This is a genomic window from Allopontixanthobacter sp. (assembly GCF_034376665.1).
Classification (GTDB): Bacteria; Pseudomonadota; Alphaproteobacteria; order Sphingomonadales; family Sphingomonadaceae; genus Allopontixanthobacter.
The window spans coordinates 17,781-37,938 of sequence record NZ_JAXMJI010000041.1 but is presented as its reverse complement, the minus strand read 5'-3'; the positions used below and the strand labels follow the sequence as shown (position 1 = coordinate 37,938).

Sequence of the window (20,158 nt, the reverse complement as noted above, 5' to 3'; positions counted from 1 at the left end):
CCTGCTGGACCAGTGCCCGAGTAGCTCAGGGGTAGAGCACACGATTGAAAATCGTGGTGTCGGTGGTTCAAATCCACCCTCGGGCACCACTGATCCCGACCTTGCCTTGATCACCCGGACATTGCGTCACTCTGTTCCGCGCAGCCTGCGGGCCTATCGCCGCGCGGCGCATTGATTGCGTTGCCGGAAGTTTGGCTGTAATGCGCTTGTCCAGCGCCCCGGCCAAAGCGGAGAATCGATCTCCGTCCGCCGGGGCAGCGTGTTTTTCGGCCCCAATTTCGCTTGGTAGTCCGAAATGGTTTTATAGGAAGCGCTCATGACCCGTCGCCGCCAGATTTACGAAGGCAAGGCCAAGATCCTTTACGAAGGTCCCGTGCCCGGCACGATCATCCAGTATTTCAAGGACGATGCGACCGCGTTCAATGCGCAGAAGCGCGGCACGATCAACGGCAAGGGCGTGATCAACAATCGCATCAGCGAATACGTCTTCACCCGCCTCAGCCACATTGGCATCCCGACCCACTTCATTCGCCGCCTGAACATGCGCGAACAATTGGTGCGGCAGGTGGAAATCGTTCCGATCGAAGTGGTTGTGCGCAATGTCGCGGCGGGTTCGATCTGCAAGCGGCTGGGTCTCGAAGAAGGCGAACCGCTGCCGCACACACTGATCGAATATTGCTACAAGGACGATGCGCTTGGCGATCCGCTGATTGCCGAAGAACATATCGCCTGTTTTGGCTGGGCTTCGAACGAGGAAATGCAGGATATTGCCAGCATGGCAATCCGGGTGAACGATTTCCTGTGCGGGATGTTCGCGGCGATCAACATACGGCTCGTCGATTTCAAGCTCGAATTCGGGCGGCTGTATGACGGCGATTACAGCCGGGTGATCCTGGCGGACGAGATCAGCCCGGACGGGTGTCGGCTGTGGGACATGACCTCGGGCGAAAAGCTCGACAAGGACCGCTTCCGCCGCGACTTGGGCGGCGAGGAAGAGGCGTATCAGGAAGTTGCCCGCCGGCTTGGCCTGCTGCAGAACGATGATGCAAGCCCGGGCGAAGTCTTCGATCTGAACGCCCACCGCGGCCGTTTGCGGAACCCGCTGCCCAAGAAATAATTCAGGCGACCGTACCCTTGATCCTGCACCGGGATTCGTGCAGCGGTCGGTCCATGCATTACCGCCTGTTGGCTCTGGCCTTATTCGTCGCACCGGTTTCTCTCCCGGCACAGGATGCGGCGGCGCCCGCGCCCGATAGTGTCCCGTCGGACGAGACCATTTGGCCGTTCCAGCAGAGCGACATTCCGGTCGATCCCGGTTTCCGGTTCGGCCAACTGCCCAACGGAATGCGCTATGTCCTGCGTCAGAACGACCGCCCCGAACAGACGGCGCTGGTCCGCATGGTAATCGGGTCCGGAAGCCTTTCGGAGGCTGATTCCGAGCAGGGTCTCGCACATTTTCTCGAGCACATGGCGTTCAACGGTTCGGCCAAAGTGCCGGAAGGGGAAATGGTCAAGCTGCTGGAACGCGAAGGGCTCGCCTTCGGGGCGGATACCAACGCCAGCACCGGATTCGAGGAAACTGTCTACAAACTCGACCTGCCGCGCAGTGACCCGGCCCTGCTGGACATTGCGCTGATGCTGATGCGCGAAACCGCCAGCGAACTTTCGATCTCACCGGGCGCAGTGGACCGCGAACGCGGCGTGATCCTGTCCGAACGGCGCGACCGCATGAATTTCTCCTTCAAGGATACGATCGACCAGTTCGAATTCACTACCCCTGGCGCTCGCTATGCCGCGCGCCTGCCAATCGGTGTGGCGGAAGTGCTGGAGACGGCAGACGCGGAAGACTTACGCGGATTCTACAGCCGCGAATATGTGCCAGCCAATACGGTGATGCTGGTGGTCGGCGATTTTGACGAGGACATCATCGAAGCCGCAATCCGCAAGCATTTCACCACGTGGCAGGCGGCCCCGCTTCCGCCTGCGCCGTCAGCCGGTCCGGTTGACCTCTCGCGCGCAGGGTTTACCGACATCCACCTCGACCCGGCGCTGTCCGAGCGGGTGACCGTGACGCGTCTCAGCCCGTGGCAGGATGAGCCGGATTTGGCCGCAAACCGCCGCCAGAACCTTCTCCGCTCCATCGGTTACGGGACCGTCAACCGGCGCTTGCTGGCGCAGGCTAGGATGGCGGAGCCGCCGTTCCGTGGTGCAGGCTTTGGCACGGGCGACATCTTCGAGGAAGCCAGATCGACCAATCTGATCATCGATAGCGCCGACGGCGAGTGGGAAAAGGGTCTGACCGCGGCCGCCCTGACCCTCCGCCGCTCGCTCGATTCCGGCTTCACCCAGGCCGAAGTGGCGGAACAGGTCGCGGGGGTGCTGACGGCGCAGGAAAACGCCGCCGCTTCCGCAACCACCCGCACCAACGGTGAACTGATGGGCACGGCGCTGGCCCTGATAACCGACGAGCGGATTCCCACTACCCCTGCGAGCGGATTGGAGCGGCTGCGGGCGTTCCTGCCCTACATCACCCCCGCAGCCGTGCTCGAGGCGCTGCGACGCGACGCCGCCCCGCTGGACAATCCGCTCATCCGGGTCCGCGGACGCACTGAGCCGGAAGGCGGCGGCGAGGCGCTGCGGCGGGCGTGGGACGAGGCCATGGCCGCTGCCATCGAGCCCGTGGCAGAAGCCGCGCAAATTCCCTTCGGCTATACCGATTTCGGCCCGCCCGGAACGGTGGTGTCGGACGTGGTGGAGCCGAAGCTGGGCATTCGCGAAATCCGCTTCGACAACGGGGTGATGCTGAACCTCAAACGGACCGACCTTCAGGAAGACCGGATTGCGTTCGAGGTCAATGTGGATGGCGGGTCGCTGCTCAACACGGCGGACAACCCGCTGGCCACCGCTATGGTCACCGTCCTGCCGGTGGGCGGTCTGGGCAAGCATTCGCAAGATGAACTGCAATCGATACTCGCCGGCCGCAGCGTCGGCTGGTCGCTTGCCACCGACACCGACAGTTTCAGCGCCAGCGGGACCACGACGGCGCGCGATCTGCCGCTGCAATTGCAATTGCTCGCGGCGGGCCTCACCGATCCCGGGTATCGCCGCGAGGGGGAAGTCCAGTACCAGCGCAGCATCGCAAATTTCTTCAAGAGCAAGGACGCCACTCCCCTTGGCGCGCTGAGCAATGCCCTGGGCGGCATCCTGTCCGACAACGACCCGCGCTTCACCCTGCAGCCGGAGACGGCCTATCGGGCGCTCAATTTCGAAAAATTGCGCGCAGCCATTGGCGACAGCCTCGAAAGTGGTGCGCTTGAGGTGGCGCTGGTGGGTGATTTCGAAGAGCAAGCTGCCATCGAGCTGGTGGCGGCCACATTCGGCGCCCTGCCCCGTCGGGACACAGAGTTCAAACCGCGCGACCAGGCGCGCCAGCGCAGCTTCACTGCGGACCGCGCACCCCGTGTGCTGACACACCAGGGCGAAGCAGATCAGGCGCTGCTTCGCCTCACCTGGCCAACCACCGACGATAGCGATCTGGCGCTGGACGCACGGCTGACCGTCCTGGAGCGGGTGGTCCGCCTGGCCCTTCAGGAAGAACTTCGCGAGCGCCTCGGCAAGACCTATTCCCCGAGTGCCAGCAGCAGCACGTCCCTCGATTACCCCGGCTACGGCACCTTCGCGATCGCGGCGTCCGTCGACATCGCTGACATCGACGCAGCGCGCGGCGCCATCGCCGCCGCTCTTGGACAGCTCCGGAGTGACCCGATCGACCGCGACATGCTCGACCGCGCACGCCGTCCGCTGCTCGAAACCTATGACAATGCGCTGAAGAGCAATACCGGGTGGCGCGGACTGGTCAGCCGTGCGCAGAGCGAGAGCGAGCGGATCGAGCGCTTTCTGAAGACGCGCGGGGCCATCGAAGCGGTCACGCCCGAAGACATCCGCCAAACCGCAAACCGTTTCTTGCAACCGGCCGCGGGGCTGGAAGTGCTGGTAGTTCCCGAGACCAGCCTGCCTTCGTGATAAGCCCGCCGCAAACCTTGCCCGGTGGCCAGCGCCGCGCCATAGGATGCGGGCGATTCTCCGGTAACCCGTCCAAACAAAGGTCCGCGCGATGAAAGTCCAGATCCATGTCTCCCTCAAGCCCGGCGTGCTCGACCCGCAAGGCCGCGCGATCCACCACGCGCTGGAGGGACTCGGCTTCACCGGAGTGAACGATGTCCGCGCCGGACGGCTGATCGAACTGGATGTGGATGAAAGCGTCACAGACGAAGCTCTTGACGAGATGTGCCGCAAGCTTCTCGCCAACATGGTGATCGAGAATTACCGGATCGAAAGAATGGGCCCGAAGGAGACCGTGTAATGGCATTTCGCGCTGCCGTGATCACCTTTCCCGGCTCTAATTGCGACCGCGACATGGCGGTCGCGGTGGAGCAGGCCAGCGGAACCGCGCCAATGCGTGTGTGGCACGGCGACGCGGAATTGCCCGATCGGCTCGATTTCATCGCTCTGCCGGGCGGGTTTTCCTACGGCGATTATCTCCGCTCTGGCGCAATGGCCGCGCGCAGCCCGATCATGCGCGCAATCGTCGCTGCGGCGGAACGCGGCGTGCCGGTGCTGGGGGTATGCAACGGCTTCCAGATCTTGACCGAAAGCGGGCTGCTGCCTGGCGCGTTGATGCGGAATGCCGGGCAGAATTTCATTTGCCGCACTGCGGCGCTCAAGGTCGAAAACAACCAGACGCTGTTCACGCGCGGGTACGAAGCAGGCCAGACGATCCATATCCCGATCGCACATCACGACGGCAATTATTTCGCGGACGAGGCCACGCTCGACCGGCTGGAAGGGGATGGACGGGTCGCGTTCCGCTATGACGGGCAATGCAACGGATCGCGCCGCGATATTGCCGGGATACTCAACCGCGCGGGAAATGTGCTCGGGATGATGCCGCATCCGGAACGGGCGATGGAATCCGCGCAGGGCGGCAGTGACGGACGCGCTCTATTTGCCGGAATTGTTGAGTCGGCGATCGTCTCCGCCTGATGGTGGGAGGATTCTGACGGGCGGAGCTGGCGTCCGTTGGCAGACGAGGCGGGCTTCCTCCGCCGGCATTGGCCGCCCGAAATAATATCCCTGGATCTTCTTGCAGCCCAGTTGGCGGATCATCTCCGCTTCCTCGGCCGTTTCGACACCTTCTGCCGTCGTCGACATTTCGAGGCTGTCCGCCATGGCCACGACGGCGCGAATGATCGCGAGACTTTCTGGATGCTGCTTCGCCGCACCCTGGACGAAGGAGCGGTCGACCTTGATGGTGGAGAACCTCAGCTTTCGCAGATAGCCGAGTGAGGAATATCCGGTGCCGAAATCGTCGAGCGCCACGGAACAGCCGAGAGCCATGATTTCCTCGAGCGCCTTGCGGGCAAGGTCTGCATCGCGCAGGAAAATGCTTTCCGTCACTTCAATTTCGAGCCGGTTGGCCGCCAGCCCGCTTTTTGCCAGAGATCGCACCACCGTGGCTGCGAACTCCGGTTCGACCAGCTGTTCGCCCGACACGTTGACGGCAATCCGGATGTGAGCCGGCCAGTTGACCGCTTCGAGGCATGCCTGTTCCAGCACCCATTCGCCGATCGGCACGATCAGCCGTGTATCCTCGGCCAAGGGGATGAATTTTGCCGGGCTGACGAACCCGTGTTCCTTGCTTTGCCACCGCAGCAGCGCTTCGAAGCTGACGATATTTTCCTTGTAGGCATCGACCACGGGCTGGAAATTGAGCAGCAATTCACCGCGCTGTATCGCATGGCGCAACGAGAATTCCAGTCGGCGGCGTTCTTCGGCAGAGGCATGGAGCGAGGGTTCATAGCGGTAATGCGCGCCGCCGCCTTCGTCCTTCGCGCGGTACAGCGCGAGATCGGAATTGCGCATGATGTCTTCCACCGTTGTCCCGTCGACCGGTCCGATCGCGGACCCTACGCTGGCCCCGACATAGAGGGTGTGATGGGCAATTTCGTAAGGGCGGGAAAGACGCTCGATGACTCTGCTTGCAACCTTGTCGACATAGCCGGGTTCGCTCGCATCGCGGATCACGATGGCAAATTCGTCCCCGCCAAGCCGCCCAACGCGCTCGTTATCGCTCGCCACTTCCTTCAACCGCTGCGAAACCTCGGCCAGCAGTTGGTCCCCAATCAGGTGACCGAGGGAATCGTTGACCGCCTTGAACCGGTCCAGATCGATCATCAGAAATGCACAGCGGGCGCGCCACTGCTCGGCATAGCGCAGCGCCTCGCCCAGTCCTTCGTTGAGCATCAGGCGATTCGGCAGTCCCGTTAACGTGTCATAGCGCGCCAGATAGGCGATCTTCTCGCTGGATTCGCGCTGCTCGGTGACATCGGAGCCAACGCCGCGGAATCCGATATGGACACCCTTTTCGTCAAGCATCGGCGTGCCCGACAGCTCCCACCAGCGTTGCGCACGATCCACGGAAACCTTTACCAACAGGTTGGAGAAGCTCTCGCGCTGTTTGAGCCGCTCTGCCAGATCGTGAAGGCTCGGATGGAATTGGCCGCTTTCCCAGGTTTCTCCGCTGAGCAGTTGCAGGAATGGCTTGCCGTTGACGTCCTCGTTGCTTTTCCCCAGCGCAAAAGCAAAGCGCGGCGACACGGTACGGACCCGGCGCGCGGTGTCTATCTGCCACAGCCAGTCGGCCTGATTTTCCTCGAATTCGCGGAGCAGCAGCGAAACGACCTCGTCCTTTTCCACGATCGCGGCTTCGGCGAGCCGCGCTTCCAGGAATGTCCGCGATGCCCCGACACTGCCCGCCGAGATGGCCATGACGAAGATCGCGCAGACGGCGATCATCAGATACTGCCCGGTCAAGGCAAAGCCCAGGATCGCCGCCAGACCGGTGATGCCCGCGAAAACGATGTTCGCCAGCGGGGTTGTCGGGACAATCAGGGTGGAACCGGCAATCAGCGCGGAAACTATTGCCCATAATATAATCAGGTCGCTGACCGTACCCAGCAGTCCGAACCACACGAAGGTGATCGACCAGACCAGACCGATGGTTACGATCGAGATGCCGTGCTTGCGGAATTCGTCCAGCGACATATCCCGGTGATCCGCATCGGACAGGCTGGCGCTGACCTGCGCATTGAACGCCAACGCCAGGCCGAGCGTGACTGCCCAGGCGATCAGGCCGACAGGGTGGATCACTTCGCGGTAGAGAAATGTTGCCAATCCGGCAGCCATTACTTGTGCAATGAGCCTAAGTATATTTCCGTTTGCCAGGCGCGGATATTGCATGGACCGCAAGCGCGCCCAGTCCTCTCGCGCCGGATCATGCAGACCGAGCACGGCACGCATTGACAATCCGATCTTGGGATCGGGTCTTGGGGAGACTGGTTCCTGCACAGATCAGCGAGTAACCGACAAAGGTTTCCACCACGTAAAGCAAACGCTTAAAGCAGCCCTTTTCATGACATGAGATGGTTAGTAAGTAATGCAGGGCGCGTATCCGAATTCTGGGGTACGAACGATAAAAGTAGCGCCTTCGCGAGGGGACGACCGATCATGAAATATGCCCATGCCGCTGCACTTCTGGCGTTAACCACACCTGCCTTCGCCCAAGTGGAAGCCGAAATGCCGGTGGCGCCCGAGCCGGCGGCAGAAATGTCAGGTGCCGCCCTCGGTAGCGACCGCAGCGGCCCGGAGCTGCGATTCACGGGGGCGGACCTGTTCGACATCTCCATTGCCAGTGATGTGCAGATCAGCCCCGACGGCCGCCACATCGCTTATGTTCGCCGCACGAACGATATCATGTCCGACCGGGCCGTGAGTTCGATCTGGCTGATCGATACCGGCACCGGACGCGAGACACCGCTCGCCGGGCGTAATGGCGATGCCTTCAGCCCGCGTTGGTCCCCGAACGGCGACCAGCTTGCCTATGCCTCGACCGAAGCGGGCAGCCCGCAGCTGTGGGTCCACTGGATGGACGGCGGCGAGGCCGTACGCTTGACCGGCCTGCCCACCAGTCCCTCGAGCATCGCCTGGTCGCCCGACGGACGCTCGATCGCCTATACCATGCTTGTGAAGGACGACGGCCCGAAGCTCGGGGCTGCGCCGTCCAACAAGCCCGAAGGTGCCAAATGGGCCGCGCCGCTCGAGATTCGCGACCTGCTGACCTACCGCGCCGACGGACAGGGCTATATCGAACCCGGCTTCGAGAAGATCTTCGTTGTGCCGGCCACCGGCGGCGCGCCGCGCCAGCTCACCTTCGGCCGGTACCACGATGGCGGCCCTCTCAGCTGGTCGCCCAATGGCGCGGCAATTTATTTCAGCGCCAATCGCCGCCCGAACTGGGAAGACGATCCGGTTGAGAGCGAGGTATATGCGCTCGACGTCACATCCGGCGCGGTGACCCAGCTCACCGACCGCGACGGTCCGGATGGAAATCCGGTGATTTCGCCCGACGGCCGGATGATCGCCTATCTCGGCTTCGACGATGCCCTGCGCGCCTATGAAGACAGCGACCTTTATGTGATGAACCGCGACGGGTCGGGCGTGCGCAACCTCACCGCCGACTGGGACTACAGCCCAGCCGGGATCGCGTGGGATGCGGACGGGCGGGGTTTATACGCGCAATACGACATCAGCGGCGAAACGCGGGTTGCCCGCATCGCGCTCGACGGTTCAGTGCGCGACGCCGCGAAAGGTCTGTCGGGCGGCGGACTTGATCGTCCCTATACCGGAGGCAGTTTCACGGTCGCCGCAGACGATACTATCGCCTTTACCGGCGGGACCGCGACCCGCCCTGCGGAAGTCCAGCTGCAGCGCGGCGGCGAGGCGCGGATGCTCACCGAGCTCAACCGGTCGCTCCGCGCGGTCAAGTCCTTCGGTGAAGTTCGGCGAATAGCGACCCCCTCGAGCCATGACGGGTTGGAGATCGAAGGGTGGCTCACTCTGCCGCCCGGCTATGTCGAGGGGCAGCGTGTGCCATTGATCCTCGAAATCCATGGCGGTCCGTTCGCTGCCTACGGTCCGCATTTCTCGACCGACAACCAGCTATACGCTGCGGCCGGCTACGCCGTGCTCTCCGCCAATCCGCGCGGATCGACGAGCTATGGCGAGGCCTTCGCGAACGAGATCGACAAGGCCTACCCCGGCAACGATTATTTCGACCTGATCTCGATCGTCGACCGCACGATTGCGCTCGGCATTGCCGATCCCGATCGGCTGTTCGTCACCGGCGGATCGGGCGGCGGTGTGCTGACCAGCTGGATCGTCGGGAAAACCAACCGCTTCAAGGCCGCGGCGACGCAGAAGCCGGTCATCAACTGGACGACCCAGGCACTGACCGCCGATGGTTCTTCCTTCTTCGGTAAGTACTGGATTGGTGCCCAGCCCTGGGAAGCCCCCGACACCTACTGGCGCCTTTCCCCCTTATCCCTGGTCGGCAATGTCGAAACGCCGACACTGGTAGTGGTCGGCAGCGAGGACTACCGCACCCCGGTCAGCGAATCCGAGCAGTATTACGCCGCGCTGCGCCTGCGCGGTGTACCGACCGCGCTGGTCAAGGTCCCCGGTGCCAGCCATGGCGGCTTTGCCGCGCGCCCTTCCCAATCCGCAGCAAAGGCATCGGCGATCCTAGCCTGGTTCGATCGCTACAAGTCGGGCTGGAACCGCGAGGCAACGTCGGAACCGCAAGACTGAATTCCGCGGTGCGTCTAAAACCGGTCGAACCGCTTAGTTGCTGCGCTCGGCCACAATCCACGCGTTGACGTTCTCCTCGAGGATCGACAACGGAACGGGACCGCTGCTCAGCACGACATCGTGGAATTCGCGGATGTCGAAACCCGCGCCCAGCTCGGTTCGTGCCTTCTCGCGAAGCTCCATGATCTTCAGCTTGCCGATCATGTAGGCAGTCGCCTGCCCCGGATAGACGACATAGCGCTCGATCGCCTTGCGGATGTCGCCGTCGGGATTCGGCGTGTTCTGCTTCAGATAATCGATCGCCTGCTCGCGGCTCCAGCGCTTCGAATGTATGCCGGTGTCGACCACCAGCCGCGCGGCGCGCCACAGCTCCATCCCCAAGCGGCCGAAGTCCGAATAGGGATCGGTATAGAACCCCATGTCCTTGCCCAGTTCTTCGGCATAGAGCCCCCAGCCCTCGGTATAAGCGGTAACCCCGCCGAAGCGCCGAAAAGCGGGCATATCGTCGCCGAGCTCGGTCTGTGCCGCACGCTGAAGGTGATGCCCCGGTAACCCCTCGTGGTAAAAGAGCGCCTCGAGCTCGTTGCGGCTCATATCCTCGAGCCGGTATAGGTTTACGTAGTAAGTACCGGGCCGCGAACCGTCGGGCGCCGGGCTCTGGTAGAACGCCTTGCCCGCGCTTTGTTCGCGGAAGGCCTCGACCGGCTTCACCACCAGCGGTGCCTTGGGCAGCGTGGCGAAGTAACGCGGCAACACCGGCTCGATCTTGTCCTGCACCGCCTTCACCGCGGCGAGATAATCCTCGCGCGACTGAAAATAGAATTTCGGATCGGTCCGGGCGTGTTCGAAGAATTCCTGCAGCGTGCCGTCGAACCCTACCTGGCGCATGATCCCGCGCATCTCGCCGTGGATCCGTGTGACCTCGCGCAGCCCGATGTCGTGGATCTGGTCGGCGGTGAGATCGGTCGTGGTGTAATTCGAAAGCAGGGCATCGTAATAGGCGCGCCCTTCGGGAAAGCGCCAGACGCCGTCCGCCGTGCCCGCGATTGCCTGCTGGCGCTTCATTTCGGCGAGCAGCCGCTCGTAGGCCGGCCGGGCGGACTGGTTCCAGGCTGCCTGCGCGCGTGACTGGAGCGAGGTCTTTTCCGCCTCTTCGAGACCGAGTTTACCAAGTTTGCCGGCAAAATCCTCGAGCATCGCGTTGTCGTCCCCTGCGGTGAGCAGGTTCTCGATGTCGGAGATGACGTAGGCATAAACCCATTGGGGCGGCATGACCCCGCGACCGGCGCGCTCGCGCGATTCGGCGGTCAAGGTGTCGAGCACCGGACCAAGCCCCTCGATCCGTTCGATGTAATCTTCCGCCTGGTCGGCGTCCGCCACCGAATGGATGTTGATCAGGAACGCCGGCAGATCGCTCTGCGCGCCGTTCATCTGGTCGAAGATGTACCCGTATTCGCGGTAGGGAAAGGTGCGCGCACTGCGTTTCGCCATCGCGTCGAACAGACGATAGCTGAGCGCATCGTCCGCCGGAAGCGTAGCGGGGGAGTAGCTCGAGCGCATCGCTGCAGCGGTTGTTTGCAGCAGTTCTTCCTGCGCGATTTCTCCCGCATCGGAAAAATCACCCCACGCGCCGTAATCCTCGTCGCGGATCCCGCGATAGGCCTTGGAAAGGGGCGAAAGTTCGAGCTGGCGTTGGTCGTAGGTTTCGAACAGCGCATCGATGCCCTGCTCCCGCTCCTCCGCCGCGCTCGCCGCGTCGGCGCTCGCCAGCCTCTCGCGCTCTGCCGCGCAAGCAGAAAGCGCGAGCGCCCCAAGTGAAACCAAGGCTATTCGGCCAATGCGACCCATCGCTAGCTGCTCCCTCTTTTGCGTTTAGCAGGGCGGTCTTGGCGCAGACGATCGCGCTTTGCCAGCCCGAAACGGAGAAAAGATCGGCATCAATTACAAAGGTCGACGGCTCCCTCGGCTATGCCCGAGCCGCCCTACCCGTGCTTGCCCTTTTCCCAACCGTGGGGGCCAAGTGTAGCGGAAGCGAATTCATCGGCGGCAGCTTCCAGCGATGTGCCCATACTGTCGTTCCAGCGATTGAGGAAACCGAAGAGCGAGACGACGCCAAGGATTTCGACGATTTCGGCCTCGTTCCAGTGGCTGCGCAATTCATCGGCAATTTCCGGAGTGACGGCGTTGGGCACACTGGCCGCAGCAATCGCGAAATTAAACGCCGCCCGTTCGGCATCGGTGAACAAGGGACTTGATTGATAATCCCAGATTGCATCCAGCCGTTCGTCCGATGCCCCGTAGCGCTGCGCCGCGAGCGCGGTGTGCGCCTGGCAATAGCGGCAACCGCTGGAAAGGCTCGTCAGCATCCCGATGAAGCGCTTCTGTTCCGCAGTAACGCGGCCGGCATTGGTCATCACCGCCTTGTTGAGGTTGATGAACGCTTCAGCGATTTCCGGCCGCCGCTGCATCGTCAGGACGCTGTTCGGCGTGAAGCCGAGCGTCTCATCGAAAAACGCCGCGAGTTCTGCAACTGCGGGCGAAGATCCTTTTTCGAGCGGCGTGACTAGCAACATGCAAATTGACTCCTGCTGGGGAACGATCGAACGAAGTCTATAGACGATATAATTGCATTTTCAACGATATTATCCCTTGTCTGATAGGATGGACCCTTCCAGAATGGCGCTGTCGATGCGGTCGATAAATTCAATCAGCAGAGCGAATTCCGCCGCTGAAAACAGAGACCGGCATTCATCGCCCGACCCCTTCATGCGCGGCACGATGGCGCGGCAATTGGCCTCGCCAGCAGGGGTCACCTCGATTGTCTGGCTTCGGTTGTCTGCCGCGTTCGGCCTGCGCGTGACGTAATCGAGTTTCACCAACCGGGCTATGGCGCGACTGATTGTTGCGCGATCCATGCCTGTAAGTTCCGCAAGTTCCGAGGGAGTCTGCGATCCGACGATCCCCAGCATACCCAGAACCCGCCACTCGCGGGCGGACATGCGGGTCCGCCGCACATACCGCGTGGTGGTTGCATTCTTGATGCGCAGCGAAGTCTTCGCGAGGCGGTAGGGCAGATGGGATTGGAGATCGATTGTCATGGACAATCCCTTCCATGATAAGATTGCAGTTGCAAGCAGTTCGCGCTGATGATAGTTTTAGGTTCAACTAAAAAATACGCGACTACTGGGAGGTAAACATGGATAACCGGATAAAAGTGCTGCTGGCCCTTGGCGGATGCGCCTGGACTGTCCCCTCGGTCGCGCAAGACCAGCCGGTCGCCCCGGCGCAAGATGATAATACCGTCACCGAAATTGTCGTTACAGCCCAGAAGCGTGCGGAAAACCTGTCGAGTGTTCCCCTTGCCGTCACCGCCGTAAGCGGCGAGACGCTGAGCGCGATCGGGGCATACGATACCTCCGCCATCGGCTTTCTGTCGCCCAATGTGAATTTCGCGAACGAGACCAGCCGCGATGCGGTGTTCATTACAATCCGCGGCATTTCCGGAACCGACAATCGCAACGAGGCCGATCCGACCACGGCGTTCCACATCGACGGTGCCTATGTGCCGCGTCTTTCGGGTGCCAATGCCTATTTCTACGATCTCGACCGGGTCGAGGTGCTGCGCGGACCGCAAGGGACCTTGTATGGCCGCAACAGCACCTCGGGCGCGGTTAATGTCGTCAGCCAGAAACCGACCGGAGAGCTCGGCGGCCATTTCGAAATCCTGTTTGGAAACTATGACCGAGTCCTCACGACCGGAGCCGTCAATCTTCCGCTTATGGGTGACCGGCTGGCGCTGCGTGCCGCCTTCATTTCGGAAGACCGGGACGGCTACCGCGACAATTCCCCCGTCGCCGGGCGCGGCGATGATGCGGATGATTTTTCTGCCCGTCTCCATTTGCTGGCCCAGCCGACCGATGCGCTGAAGCTGCTGTTTACCTATGAGACGTACCGGCGCGACGGTGTAGGCGGGGTGCAGGGACTGTTGCCCTTCACGGGCAATCCGCGTCCAAATGCCGTCGTCACCGATCCGCGCAGATTTCCGCTCAATACCCGGGGCTTCCGCAACAACGACACCAATTCGTTCCGGGCCCAGGCCGATTACGATTTCGGCGGTGCAACGGCGACCTATCAGTTTTCCTGGCGGCGCGAGGAGCGCGAATCCTTCAACGATCTGGATGGCACAGCCATTTCGGATTCGACACTGGGGGAGGAATTCCGGTCATCGGCCAATACCCACGAGTTGCGGCTCACCTCGAATGGAGACCGGACGTTCGACTGGATGATCGGCGGATTCTATCTCGATGAAACGATCAACAGCATCTTCAATGTCCAGATCCCGACAGCAATTGGCGCATTCAGCCGGCTCGATTTCGACTTCATCGACCGCGACCAGAAGAACGAATCCTGGGCCATATTCGGCCAGACGAACGTGGCGCTGTCCGAACGGCTCGATCTGACGCTGGGCGCACGCTACACCCGCGACGACAAGGACAAGCCTGACAGTGCGCAGGTCATCCGCCGCCTGAACGCGATGGGGCCGCCGCCGCTTCAGACGATTATCCAGAACCAGAGCGCGGATTGGGACAAGGTGACCTGGCGTGCTGCGCTCGATTACACGCTCAGCGACGACACATTGCTGTATGGCAGCGTCAGCACCGGCTACAAGGCGGGCGGCTTCAACCGCGGCGCGAGCCAGGCGATTTACGATCCGGAGACCGTGACCGCCTATGAAGTGGGCGCGAAAACCAACGCGTTCGACAACCGGCTGCGGCTGGGGCTGTCGGCCTTCTACTACGATTACAAGGATCTGCAGCTGGCGCAGGTGGAAACCGGGGCCAACAATGTGATCGAAAATATCACCCGCAACGCCACCTCCGCCACGGTATGGGGTCTGGAGGCAGAGGGTGAGGCCCGCTTCGGCAGAAGCACACGGATCGATTTTGCCCTCGGCTATCTCAATGCAGAATTCGATTCCTTTCCCAATGTGCTCGACGATCTGACGAGCGCAATCGAAGATCTTTCGGGCAACAAGCTGGTCAATGCGCCGAGCTTCACCGGGACGGTGGGTATCGAACCGTTCACGCTCGACCTGGGTCCGGGCACACTCAAGCCGCGCGTCCAGTTCCATTACGAAAGCAATGCCTTCCTGCGGATCCAGAACAAGGACCATGATCGGAAAGGGGCCTACACCCGTACCGACGCACGGCTGCGCTATGAACAGACCGATGGTGACTGGTTCGCCGAAGCCTATATCGAAAACATCGAAGACGATGATGTCGTTTCGTCGGTATCGGCAGGGACGCTGATTGTCGGCGTCGGTCCGAGTTTCAAAGGCGTGTTCCTCGCCCCGCGGACCTATGGCTTGCGGGTAGGCGCAAAGTTCTAGCGGGACTTTAGCTGGCAAGCAGGCTCACGCTGGCAGGATCAACCTAGCCGGGCGCCGTCTGGCACCTGCATCCCGCGACGAACGGCGGCGCGATTTCCCACGCGTTCCAGCCAGCCCTGAATCGCGGGGTAATCCGCCAGATCAACGGCGGCCCATTCGTGGACCACGATCCAGGGATAGGCGGCAATGTCGACCAGGTAATAGGGTCCGGCAAGAAATTCGTTCTCGGCCAGATTGCGCTCGACCGGCTTGGCAAGCAAGCACATGTAAGATTGCCTAAACATCAGCTACTGCCGCCTGCTCGCGCGCTTTCCGCTCCCGAATAACATAGGGGCAGGCTGGTGCTGTCCTTCAGCGGCTCCATCGAAATATGTCCGGAAATCTCGAGCGGTTCGATACAGCGAACGATGCGCTTATAAACGCTGTCATATGCCTCGATACCTGGGAGCGCGAGCTTCATGATGTAATCGAATGATCCAGCAAGACGGTGCGCCTCCTGAACTTCAGGGATTTCGGCGATCAGGTTCCTGAATTTCTCGATCCAGTCCTCCGCGTGTCTTCCCGCCTTGACCAGGACGAACACCGTCATCGGCACCCCGATCAACTTTCGATCGAGGATTGCCACGCTGCGCTTGATATAACCATCCGCCTGCAGCTGCGCGATGCGCCGGGAACAGGACGAAACGGACAGATTCACCTGCTCGGCAATCTCCCCCGCAGACGCGTCGGCGTTGGCCTGCAGAATTCCCAGAATGGTGAGATTGCGCTTGTCGAGCACCAGTTTTCCCTTGCCTCAAAATTGCATGATATAGATGAATGCTGCAATAATATAGCAATGTAATGCGACATAGTGTAGATAATTGCGCACAATTCACGTCAAAATTGGGCTATACTTGAAATCCTACGTGACTGGCGCTGGGCCCACATTCCAAACAGGATTTACAATGAAGACAATCGGACTGATCGGCGGCATGAGTTGGGAAAGTACAGCCATATATTATCAGGAAATCAACCGCCTGGTCCGGCAGCGATCCGGCGGCCTCGCCTCGGCAGACATGATTATCCGCTCGCTCAATTTCGAAGATATCGTGGCTTTGCAGACGGCGGGTGACTGGGATGCGGCAGCCGAGGAACTGGCGCTTGCGGGATTGGCACTGGAAGCTGCCGGCGCTGACTGCGTGTTGATCTGCACCAACACCATGCATCTGGTGGCTAATGAGGTGAGCGAACGGCTGACCGTGCCCTTGATCAATATCATCGACGTGACCGCCGATGCCTTGGTTGCCATGGGGTTTCATCGGCCGTTGTTGCTGGCCACGCGCTATACAATGGAACATGGATTCTACGCCGATCGGATGGCCCTGAGCGGAGTCAACGTTCAGATCCCCGGGAAGGCCGATCGGGATCACATCCATTCGATAATCTTCAGCGAATTGTGCCAGGGCAGGATCGAGCATTCTTCCCGGCGCAAAATGGCTGAAATCATCGGCAAATTTGCGGATAGCGGTGCAGACAGTGTCATTTTCGGCTGCACCGAAATCGGCTTGCTGCTCGATCCGGACACACAGTCGCTGCCTTGCTTCGACAGCACGGTCTTGCATGCAGTCCGCGCTGTCGAGTTCGCTTCGCCGCCTGTTCTAGCCGCCGTAAACTGACCAAGTCTGAATTTGGAACACCCGCCCACGCTGGATTATCGCGCGGTAGATGGCGGCACCGTGCTTGCCTCCGAACCATTCGATGAAGATCAGTCCGCATGGAACCCGGTCCCACCCGACACTGCGATCTGCATTTCTGCCGACGATACAATTCGGCTGACGGCCATTGCAGTGCCGATGGCGACCTGCGCAAATCATCCCGTCAGTATGCCGGTAATTCGAGGGCGCGCGGGGATGCAATGACCTCCGGCCGGGGATATAATATGTCCATCGGCACCGATTTCCCGTCCGACTGGACAATCCGCACGTGTTTCCGCCCCATCAGGCGCGGCCGACTGACACCGCAGCTATGCGATATGATCTGCACTTCGTGGACCATGTTCATGCAGTAATTCGCGACCTTTACCGATTTTTCTTCCGGATCGAGGCCCCTCTGCAGGCGGGTGTTGTGCGTGGTGATGCCGGTCGGGCAGGTATTCTTGTTGCATTTCAGCGCCTGAATACAGCCGAGCGAGAACATGAAACCGCGCGCCGAAACAACAAAATCGGCACCGGTCGCAATTGCCCAGGCAACTTCGGACGGAGTGATCAGCTTGCCGGATGCGACAATCCGCACCCTTTCCCGCAGGCCATATTTGTGCAGGATATCCGATACCAGCGGCAACGATTCGCGGATCGTCAGGCCGACATTGTCCATCAGCGCCATCGGGGCCGCCCCGGTGCCGCCATCGCCGCTATCGATGGTGAAAAAGTCCGGGGCGCTTTCTGTTCCGCGGAGGCAGATTTCTGCGCATAGTTCCTCGATCCAGCCGTATGCACCGATCACTGCCTTGATGCCCGTGGGCTTCCCCGTCACCTCGCGAACGCGGGCGATCATGTCCAGTAGATCGCCGACACTGCCGATTTCAGGATGGCGGTTGGGGGAAATTGAATCTTCGCCCTGCGGGATGCCGCGAATGGCAGCGATCTCGGCAGTGACCTTGACCGCCGGCAGGATACCGCCTTTGCCCGGCTTGGCCCCTTGGCTCAGTTTGATTTCAAACATCCGGACCTGCTCATGCGCAGCGATCTGCCTCAGCTTTTCATCGCTCAAGGCGCCTTGCTGGTCCCGCACACCATATTTGGCGGTGCCGATTTGCATGACAATGTCGGCCCCGCCCAGGAGATGGTAGGGCGATAATCCCCCTTCCCCGGTATTCATCCAGCATCCTGCCATTTTCGCTCCCCTGGACAGCGCCAGCACCGCCGGGGAGGACAGCGCGCCAAAACTCATCCCGGAGATGTTGAAAAAAGAAGCGGCTTGAAAGGGCGTGCGGCAAAAGGGCCCGATTTCGAGCGGCTGCATCTCGACCGCATCTTCATCCAGCGTGGGAAAGGCGCAGTTCACGAAAATCGCGGTGCCGACTGGGGTCAGGCACTTGGTCGAACCGAATGCGATTGTGTTGTCATGTTCGTGGGTCGCCCGGTTCACCCATTCGCGCTCGGCGCGATTGAAGGGCATTTCCTCGCGGTCCATGGCAAAGAAATATTGGCGGAAAAACTCCCCGAGCGTGGTGAACAAGGAACGAAATCGCCCAATCACCGGAAAATTCCGCCGGACTGCATCCTTCGTCTGGATCACGTCCAGCACAAACAAAATTGCGATCAACAGGAATATGGTTCCAACCGCAAAGATGAATATGTTTGATAGTAAATCAATTCTGTTCATCGGTTGGATGCCCTTTGCCGAAGCATTTTGAAAATTGCTGGAGCGCCAATCTGCTTTCGGAAGATCGTGGCGAAATATTATGTGATGCTATTCGATGCCCAGCTCTTCGATCTTCGCATCGAGGTCGATTGGGCAAATTGCCAGGACGTCATTGCCGACTTCGAATATGTCTTCCGGGTCAGCGCCTGCGGACGTCAACCCGGCTATCCGCCTGTCGCGTTCCAGCAGCATATCGCCGATCTCTTGGCGGTAGAGGGCAACCATGGCGGTCAGGAACCGGTTGACGGTCTTGTCCTCTTCGGTCTGGTCCACATCATACCTGTCCAGATGGTCGATCATGACGGGCGCCGGATACATGAACTCGTTCGTCACCCAGCGATTGGTCGCGAACCAATTGACCGGTATGCCGTGATGGTCGATCGCCAACCCCGCGATATGCGTCACGAAAGCGAGCGCCTCTTCACCTTCCGCAGGGGCGGCTACGGGCAAGCTCCCGTCGTCCATCTGTGTGCGGTGCAGGAACAGATGAAAGTGACCATGCTCTGCAGGGTCGCGGTCACCGGGAGCGTGAACGTGGTAGTACCAGCGCGAACGGGTCCGCGCGTCGCGGGCATCGTCGTCCGGATAATGCTCCCACCAGTGAATATCGCTGGGCGGGAGAATGCGGGTCATCAGCGGACGGCCCTCGCGCGCCATTTCGGTGATCGCGTCGATCACGACATGAGCTGCGTCGAGAGGCTCCATGGACATACCGGTTTCCGCTTTATGATCGAAGCCGCCCGAAGGCGTACTGGTGGTCGGCGACGGCGCTGGACCGCCGCCGACCATAAGCGGAGCCTAGGCAGATTGTCTATGCCTTGGGCGCACAGGGCTTTGCCGAACAAGGCGCCGCTTCGCAGGCAGCCGGGGCACAAGCCTTCGCGCTGCACGAAGATGCGGCACACGATGAAGCGGCACATCCCTTGGCGTTGCAGGGTGCAGCGGCGCAAGGCGCAGCCGCGCAAGCGGACGCTGCGCATGGCTTGGTTGCGCAGGCATTGGCTGCGCAGTTTGCTGCAGCGCAATGTTTGCCGCCGCAGGTCTTTGCCGTACAAGCGGAATGGTGCTTGGAATGGCTCGCCGCACATTGGGCGATTGCGACTCCGGGCAAAGCCGTCGCGAGGCCGCCAGCGACCACGAACATCGATGCAAGTCTGGATCTTTTCATTTCATTTTCCCCTGGATTCATCAAGAAGCGGCACCCTTGAAACAAACCCTGCCAGTTGAGCTGCAGGGTTCAGTCGCAATTGTTGCCACTCGCCAGTGAATTACTTCTTCGCTGCGCATCCTGCAGCAGCACATGGCTTGGCTTCACAACCAGCAGCTGCACAAGGTGCAGCAGCACATGGCTTGGCTTCACAGCCAGCCGCTGCACAATTGGCAGCACCGCATGGAGCAACGCTGGTTGCGTCAGCATCCACGCTGGCCACTTCGGTCGTTTCATCAACCGGCGCTTCTGCGGGGCTCGAGCACGCGGCTGTTGCCAGTGACAATCCACCAGCGACCATAAGCATCGATGCCAGGTTACGTTTCTTCATAAATAATTCTCCCTTTGGGGTGATAGGTTCAGACGCACGATCGCCTTCCCGGCTGCGTCCATAAGCCGGAAAGGTTCAGTCGGCAGGAAAAGCCGGCGGAATGGAATTTGATGCGGATAAGCCA

At 60.9% G+C, this 20,158-nt stretch carries 16 protein-coding genes and 1 tRNA gene; 8 read left to right on the top strand and 9 right to left on the bottom strand.

What is annotated here, in order from left to right:
* The first annotated feature begins 14 nt into the window (after positions 1 to 14).
* The 5 genes from U0988_RS04185 to purQ all read left to right on the top strand — a co-directional run bounded on the left by U0988_RS04185 (position 15) and on the right by purQ (position 5,043).
* Positions 15 to 89 (top strand) — tRNA-Phe (locus U0988_RS04185).
* A 227-nt stretch (positions 90 to 316) separates the two neighbouring features.
* A complete protein-coding gene (purC, locus tag U0988_RS04180; protein ID WP_322291384.1) occupies positions 317 to 1,117 on the top strand; it encodes a phosphoribosylaminoimidazolesuccinocarboxamide synthase in 801 nt (266 codons plus the stop codon).
* A 53-nt stretch (positions 1,118 to 1,170) separates the two neighbouring features.
* On the top strand, positions 1,171 to 4,023 hold the full coding sequence (locus tag U0988_RS04175) for an insulinase family protein (protein ID WP_322291383.1): 2,853 nt from the start codon (positions 1,171 to 1,173) through the stop codon (positions 4,021 to 4,023).
* A 91-nt stretch (positions 4,024 to 4,114) separates the two neighbouring features.
* The gene (gene purS, locus U0988_RS04170) at positions 4,115 to 4,363 is read left to right on the top strand and encodes a phosphoribosylformylglycinamidine synthase subunit PurS (protein WP_322291382.1); all 249 of its coding nucleotides are present in this window, start codon (positions 4,115 to 4,117) and stop codon (positions 4,361 to 4,363) included.
* Entirely contained in the window at positions 4,363 to 5,043 is a 681-nt protein-coding gene (purQ, locus tag U0988_RS04165) for a phosphoribosylformylglycinamidine synthase subunit PurQ (protein ID WP_322291381.1), read from the top strand. The genes purS and purQ overlap by 1 nt, the downstream gene beginning before the upstream one ends.
* Here the strand turns inward: purQ and U0988_RS04160 are convergent.
* Complete coding sequence (locus U0988_RS04160; protein WP_416172361.1) at positions 5,002 to 7,245, bottom strand: putative bifunctional diguanylate cyclase/phosphodiesterase; 2,244 nt, start codon at positions 7,243 to 7,245, stop codon at positions 5,002 to 5,004. The genes purQ and U0988_RS04160 overlap by 42 nt on opposite strands.
* A gap of 321 nt (positions 7,246 to 7,566) precedes the next feature.
* Between U0988_RS04160 and U0988_RS04155 the strand changes: the two genes are divergently transcribed.
* Complete coding sequence (locus tag U0988_RS04155; protein ID WP_416172360.1) at positions 7,567 to 9,705, top strand: S9 family peptidase; 2,139 nt, start codon at positions 7,567 to 7,569, stop codon at positions 9,703 to 9,705.
* Between the two features lie 33 nt (positions 9,706 to 9,738).
* Here the strand turns inward: U0988_RS04155 and U0988_RS04150 are convergent, their stop codons facing one another.
* From U0988_RS04150 to U0988_RS04140, 3 genes are all read right to left on the bottom strand, one after another.
* A complete protein-coding gene (locus U0988_RS04150; protein ID WP_322291379.1) occupies positions 9,739 to 11,553 on the bottom strand; it encodes a DUF885 domain-containing protein in 1,815 nt (604 codons plus the stop codon).
* Between the two features lie 134 nt (positions 11,554 to 11,687).
* Positions 11,688 to 12,278, bottom strand: coding sequence for a carboxymuconolactone decarboxylase family protein (locus tag U0988_RS04145; RefSeq protein WP_322291378.1), 591 nt, complete (start codon positions 12,276 to 12,278; stop codon positions 11,688 to 11,690).
* 69 nt (positions 12,279 to 12,347) lie between these two features.
* The gene (locus U0988_RS04140; RefSeq protein ID WP_322291377.1) at positions 12,348 to 12,803 is read right to left on the bottom strand and encodes a MarR family winged helix-turn-helix transcriptional regulator; all 456 of its coding nucleotides are present in this window, start codon (positions 12,801 to 12,803) and stop codon (positions 12,348 to 12,350) included.
* Between the two features lie 98 nt (positions 12,804 to 12,901).
* Between U0988_RS04140 and U0988_RS04135 the strand changes: the two genes are divergently transcribed.
* On the top strand, positions 12,902 to 15,094 hold the full coding sequence (locus U0988_RS04135) for a TonB-dependent receptor (RefSeq protein ID WP_322291376.1): 2,193 nt from the start codon (positions 12,902 to 12,904) through the stop codon (positions 15,092 to 15,094).
* A gap of 38 nt (positions 15,095 to 15,132) precedes the next feature.
* Here the strand turns inward: U0988_RS04135 and U0988_RS04130 are convergent, their stop codons facing one another.
* Complete coding sequence (locus tag U0988_RS04130; RefSeq protein WP_322291375.1) at positions 15,133 to 15,360, bottom strand: hypothetical protein; 228 nt, start codon at positions 15,358 to 15,360, stop codon at positions 15,133 to 15,135.
* Between the two features lie 17 nt (positions 15,361 to 15,377).
* Positions 15,378 to 15,872, bottom strand: coding sequence for an Lrp/AsnC family transcriptional regulator (locus U0988_RS04125; protein ID WP_322291374.1), 495 nt, complete (start codon positions 15,870 to 15,872; stop codon positions 15,378 to 15,380).
* Positions 15,873 to 16,038: 166 nt separating this feature from the next.
* Here U0988_RS04125 and U0988_RS04120 point away from each other — a divergent pair, with 166 nt between their 5' ends.
* Positions 16,039 to 16,749, top strand: coding sequence for an aspartate/glutamate racemase family protein (locus U0988_RS04120; RefSeq protein ID WP_322291373.1), 711 nt, complete (start codon positions 16,039 to 16,041; stop codon positions 16,747 to 16,749).
* A gap of 202 nt (positions 16,750 to 16,951) precedes the next feature.
* Here the strand turns inward: U0988_RS04120 and U0988_RS04115 are convergent, their stop codons facing one another.
* From U0988_RS04115 to U0988_RS04105, 3 genes are all read right to left on the bottom strand, one after another.
* Positions 16,952 to 18,397, bottom strand: a complete 1,446-nt coding sequence (locus tag U0988_RS04115) for an FMN-binding glutamate synthase family protein (RefSeq protein ID WP_322291372.1) — start codon at positions 18,395 to 18,397, stop codon at positions 16,952 to 16,954.
* Between the two features lie 147 nt (positions 18,398 to 18,544).
* Positions 18,545 to 19,207 (bottom strand): DUF6969 family protein, encoded by a 663-nt coding sequence (locus U0988_RS04110; RefSeq protein WP_322291371.1) that lies wholly within the window; start codon positions 19,205 to 19,207, stop codon positions 18,545 to 18,547.
* 526 nt (positions 19,208 to 19,733) lie between these two features.
* Entirely contained in the window at positions 19,734 to 19,940 is a 207-nt protein-coding gene (locus U0988_RS04105) for a hypothetical protein (RefSeq protein WP_322291370.1), read from the bottom strand.
* Between the last annotated feature and the right edge of the window lie 218 nt (positions 19,941 to 20,158).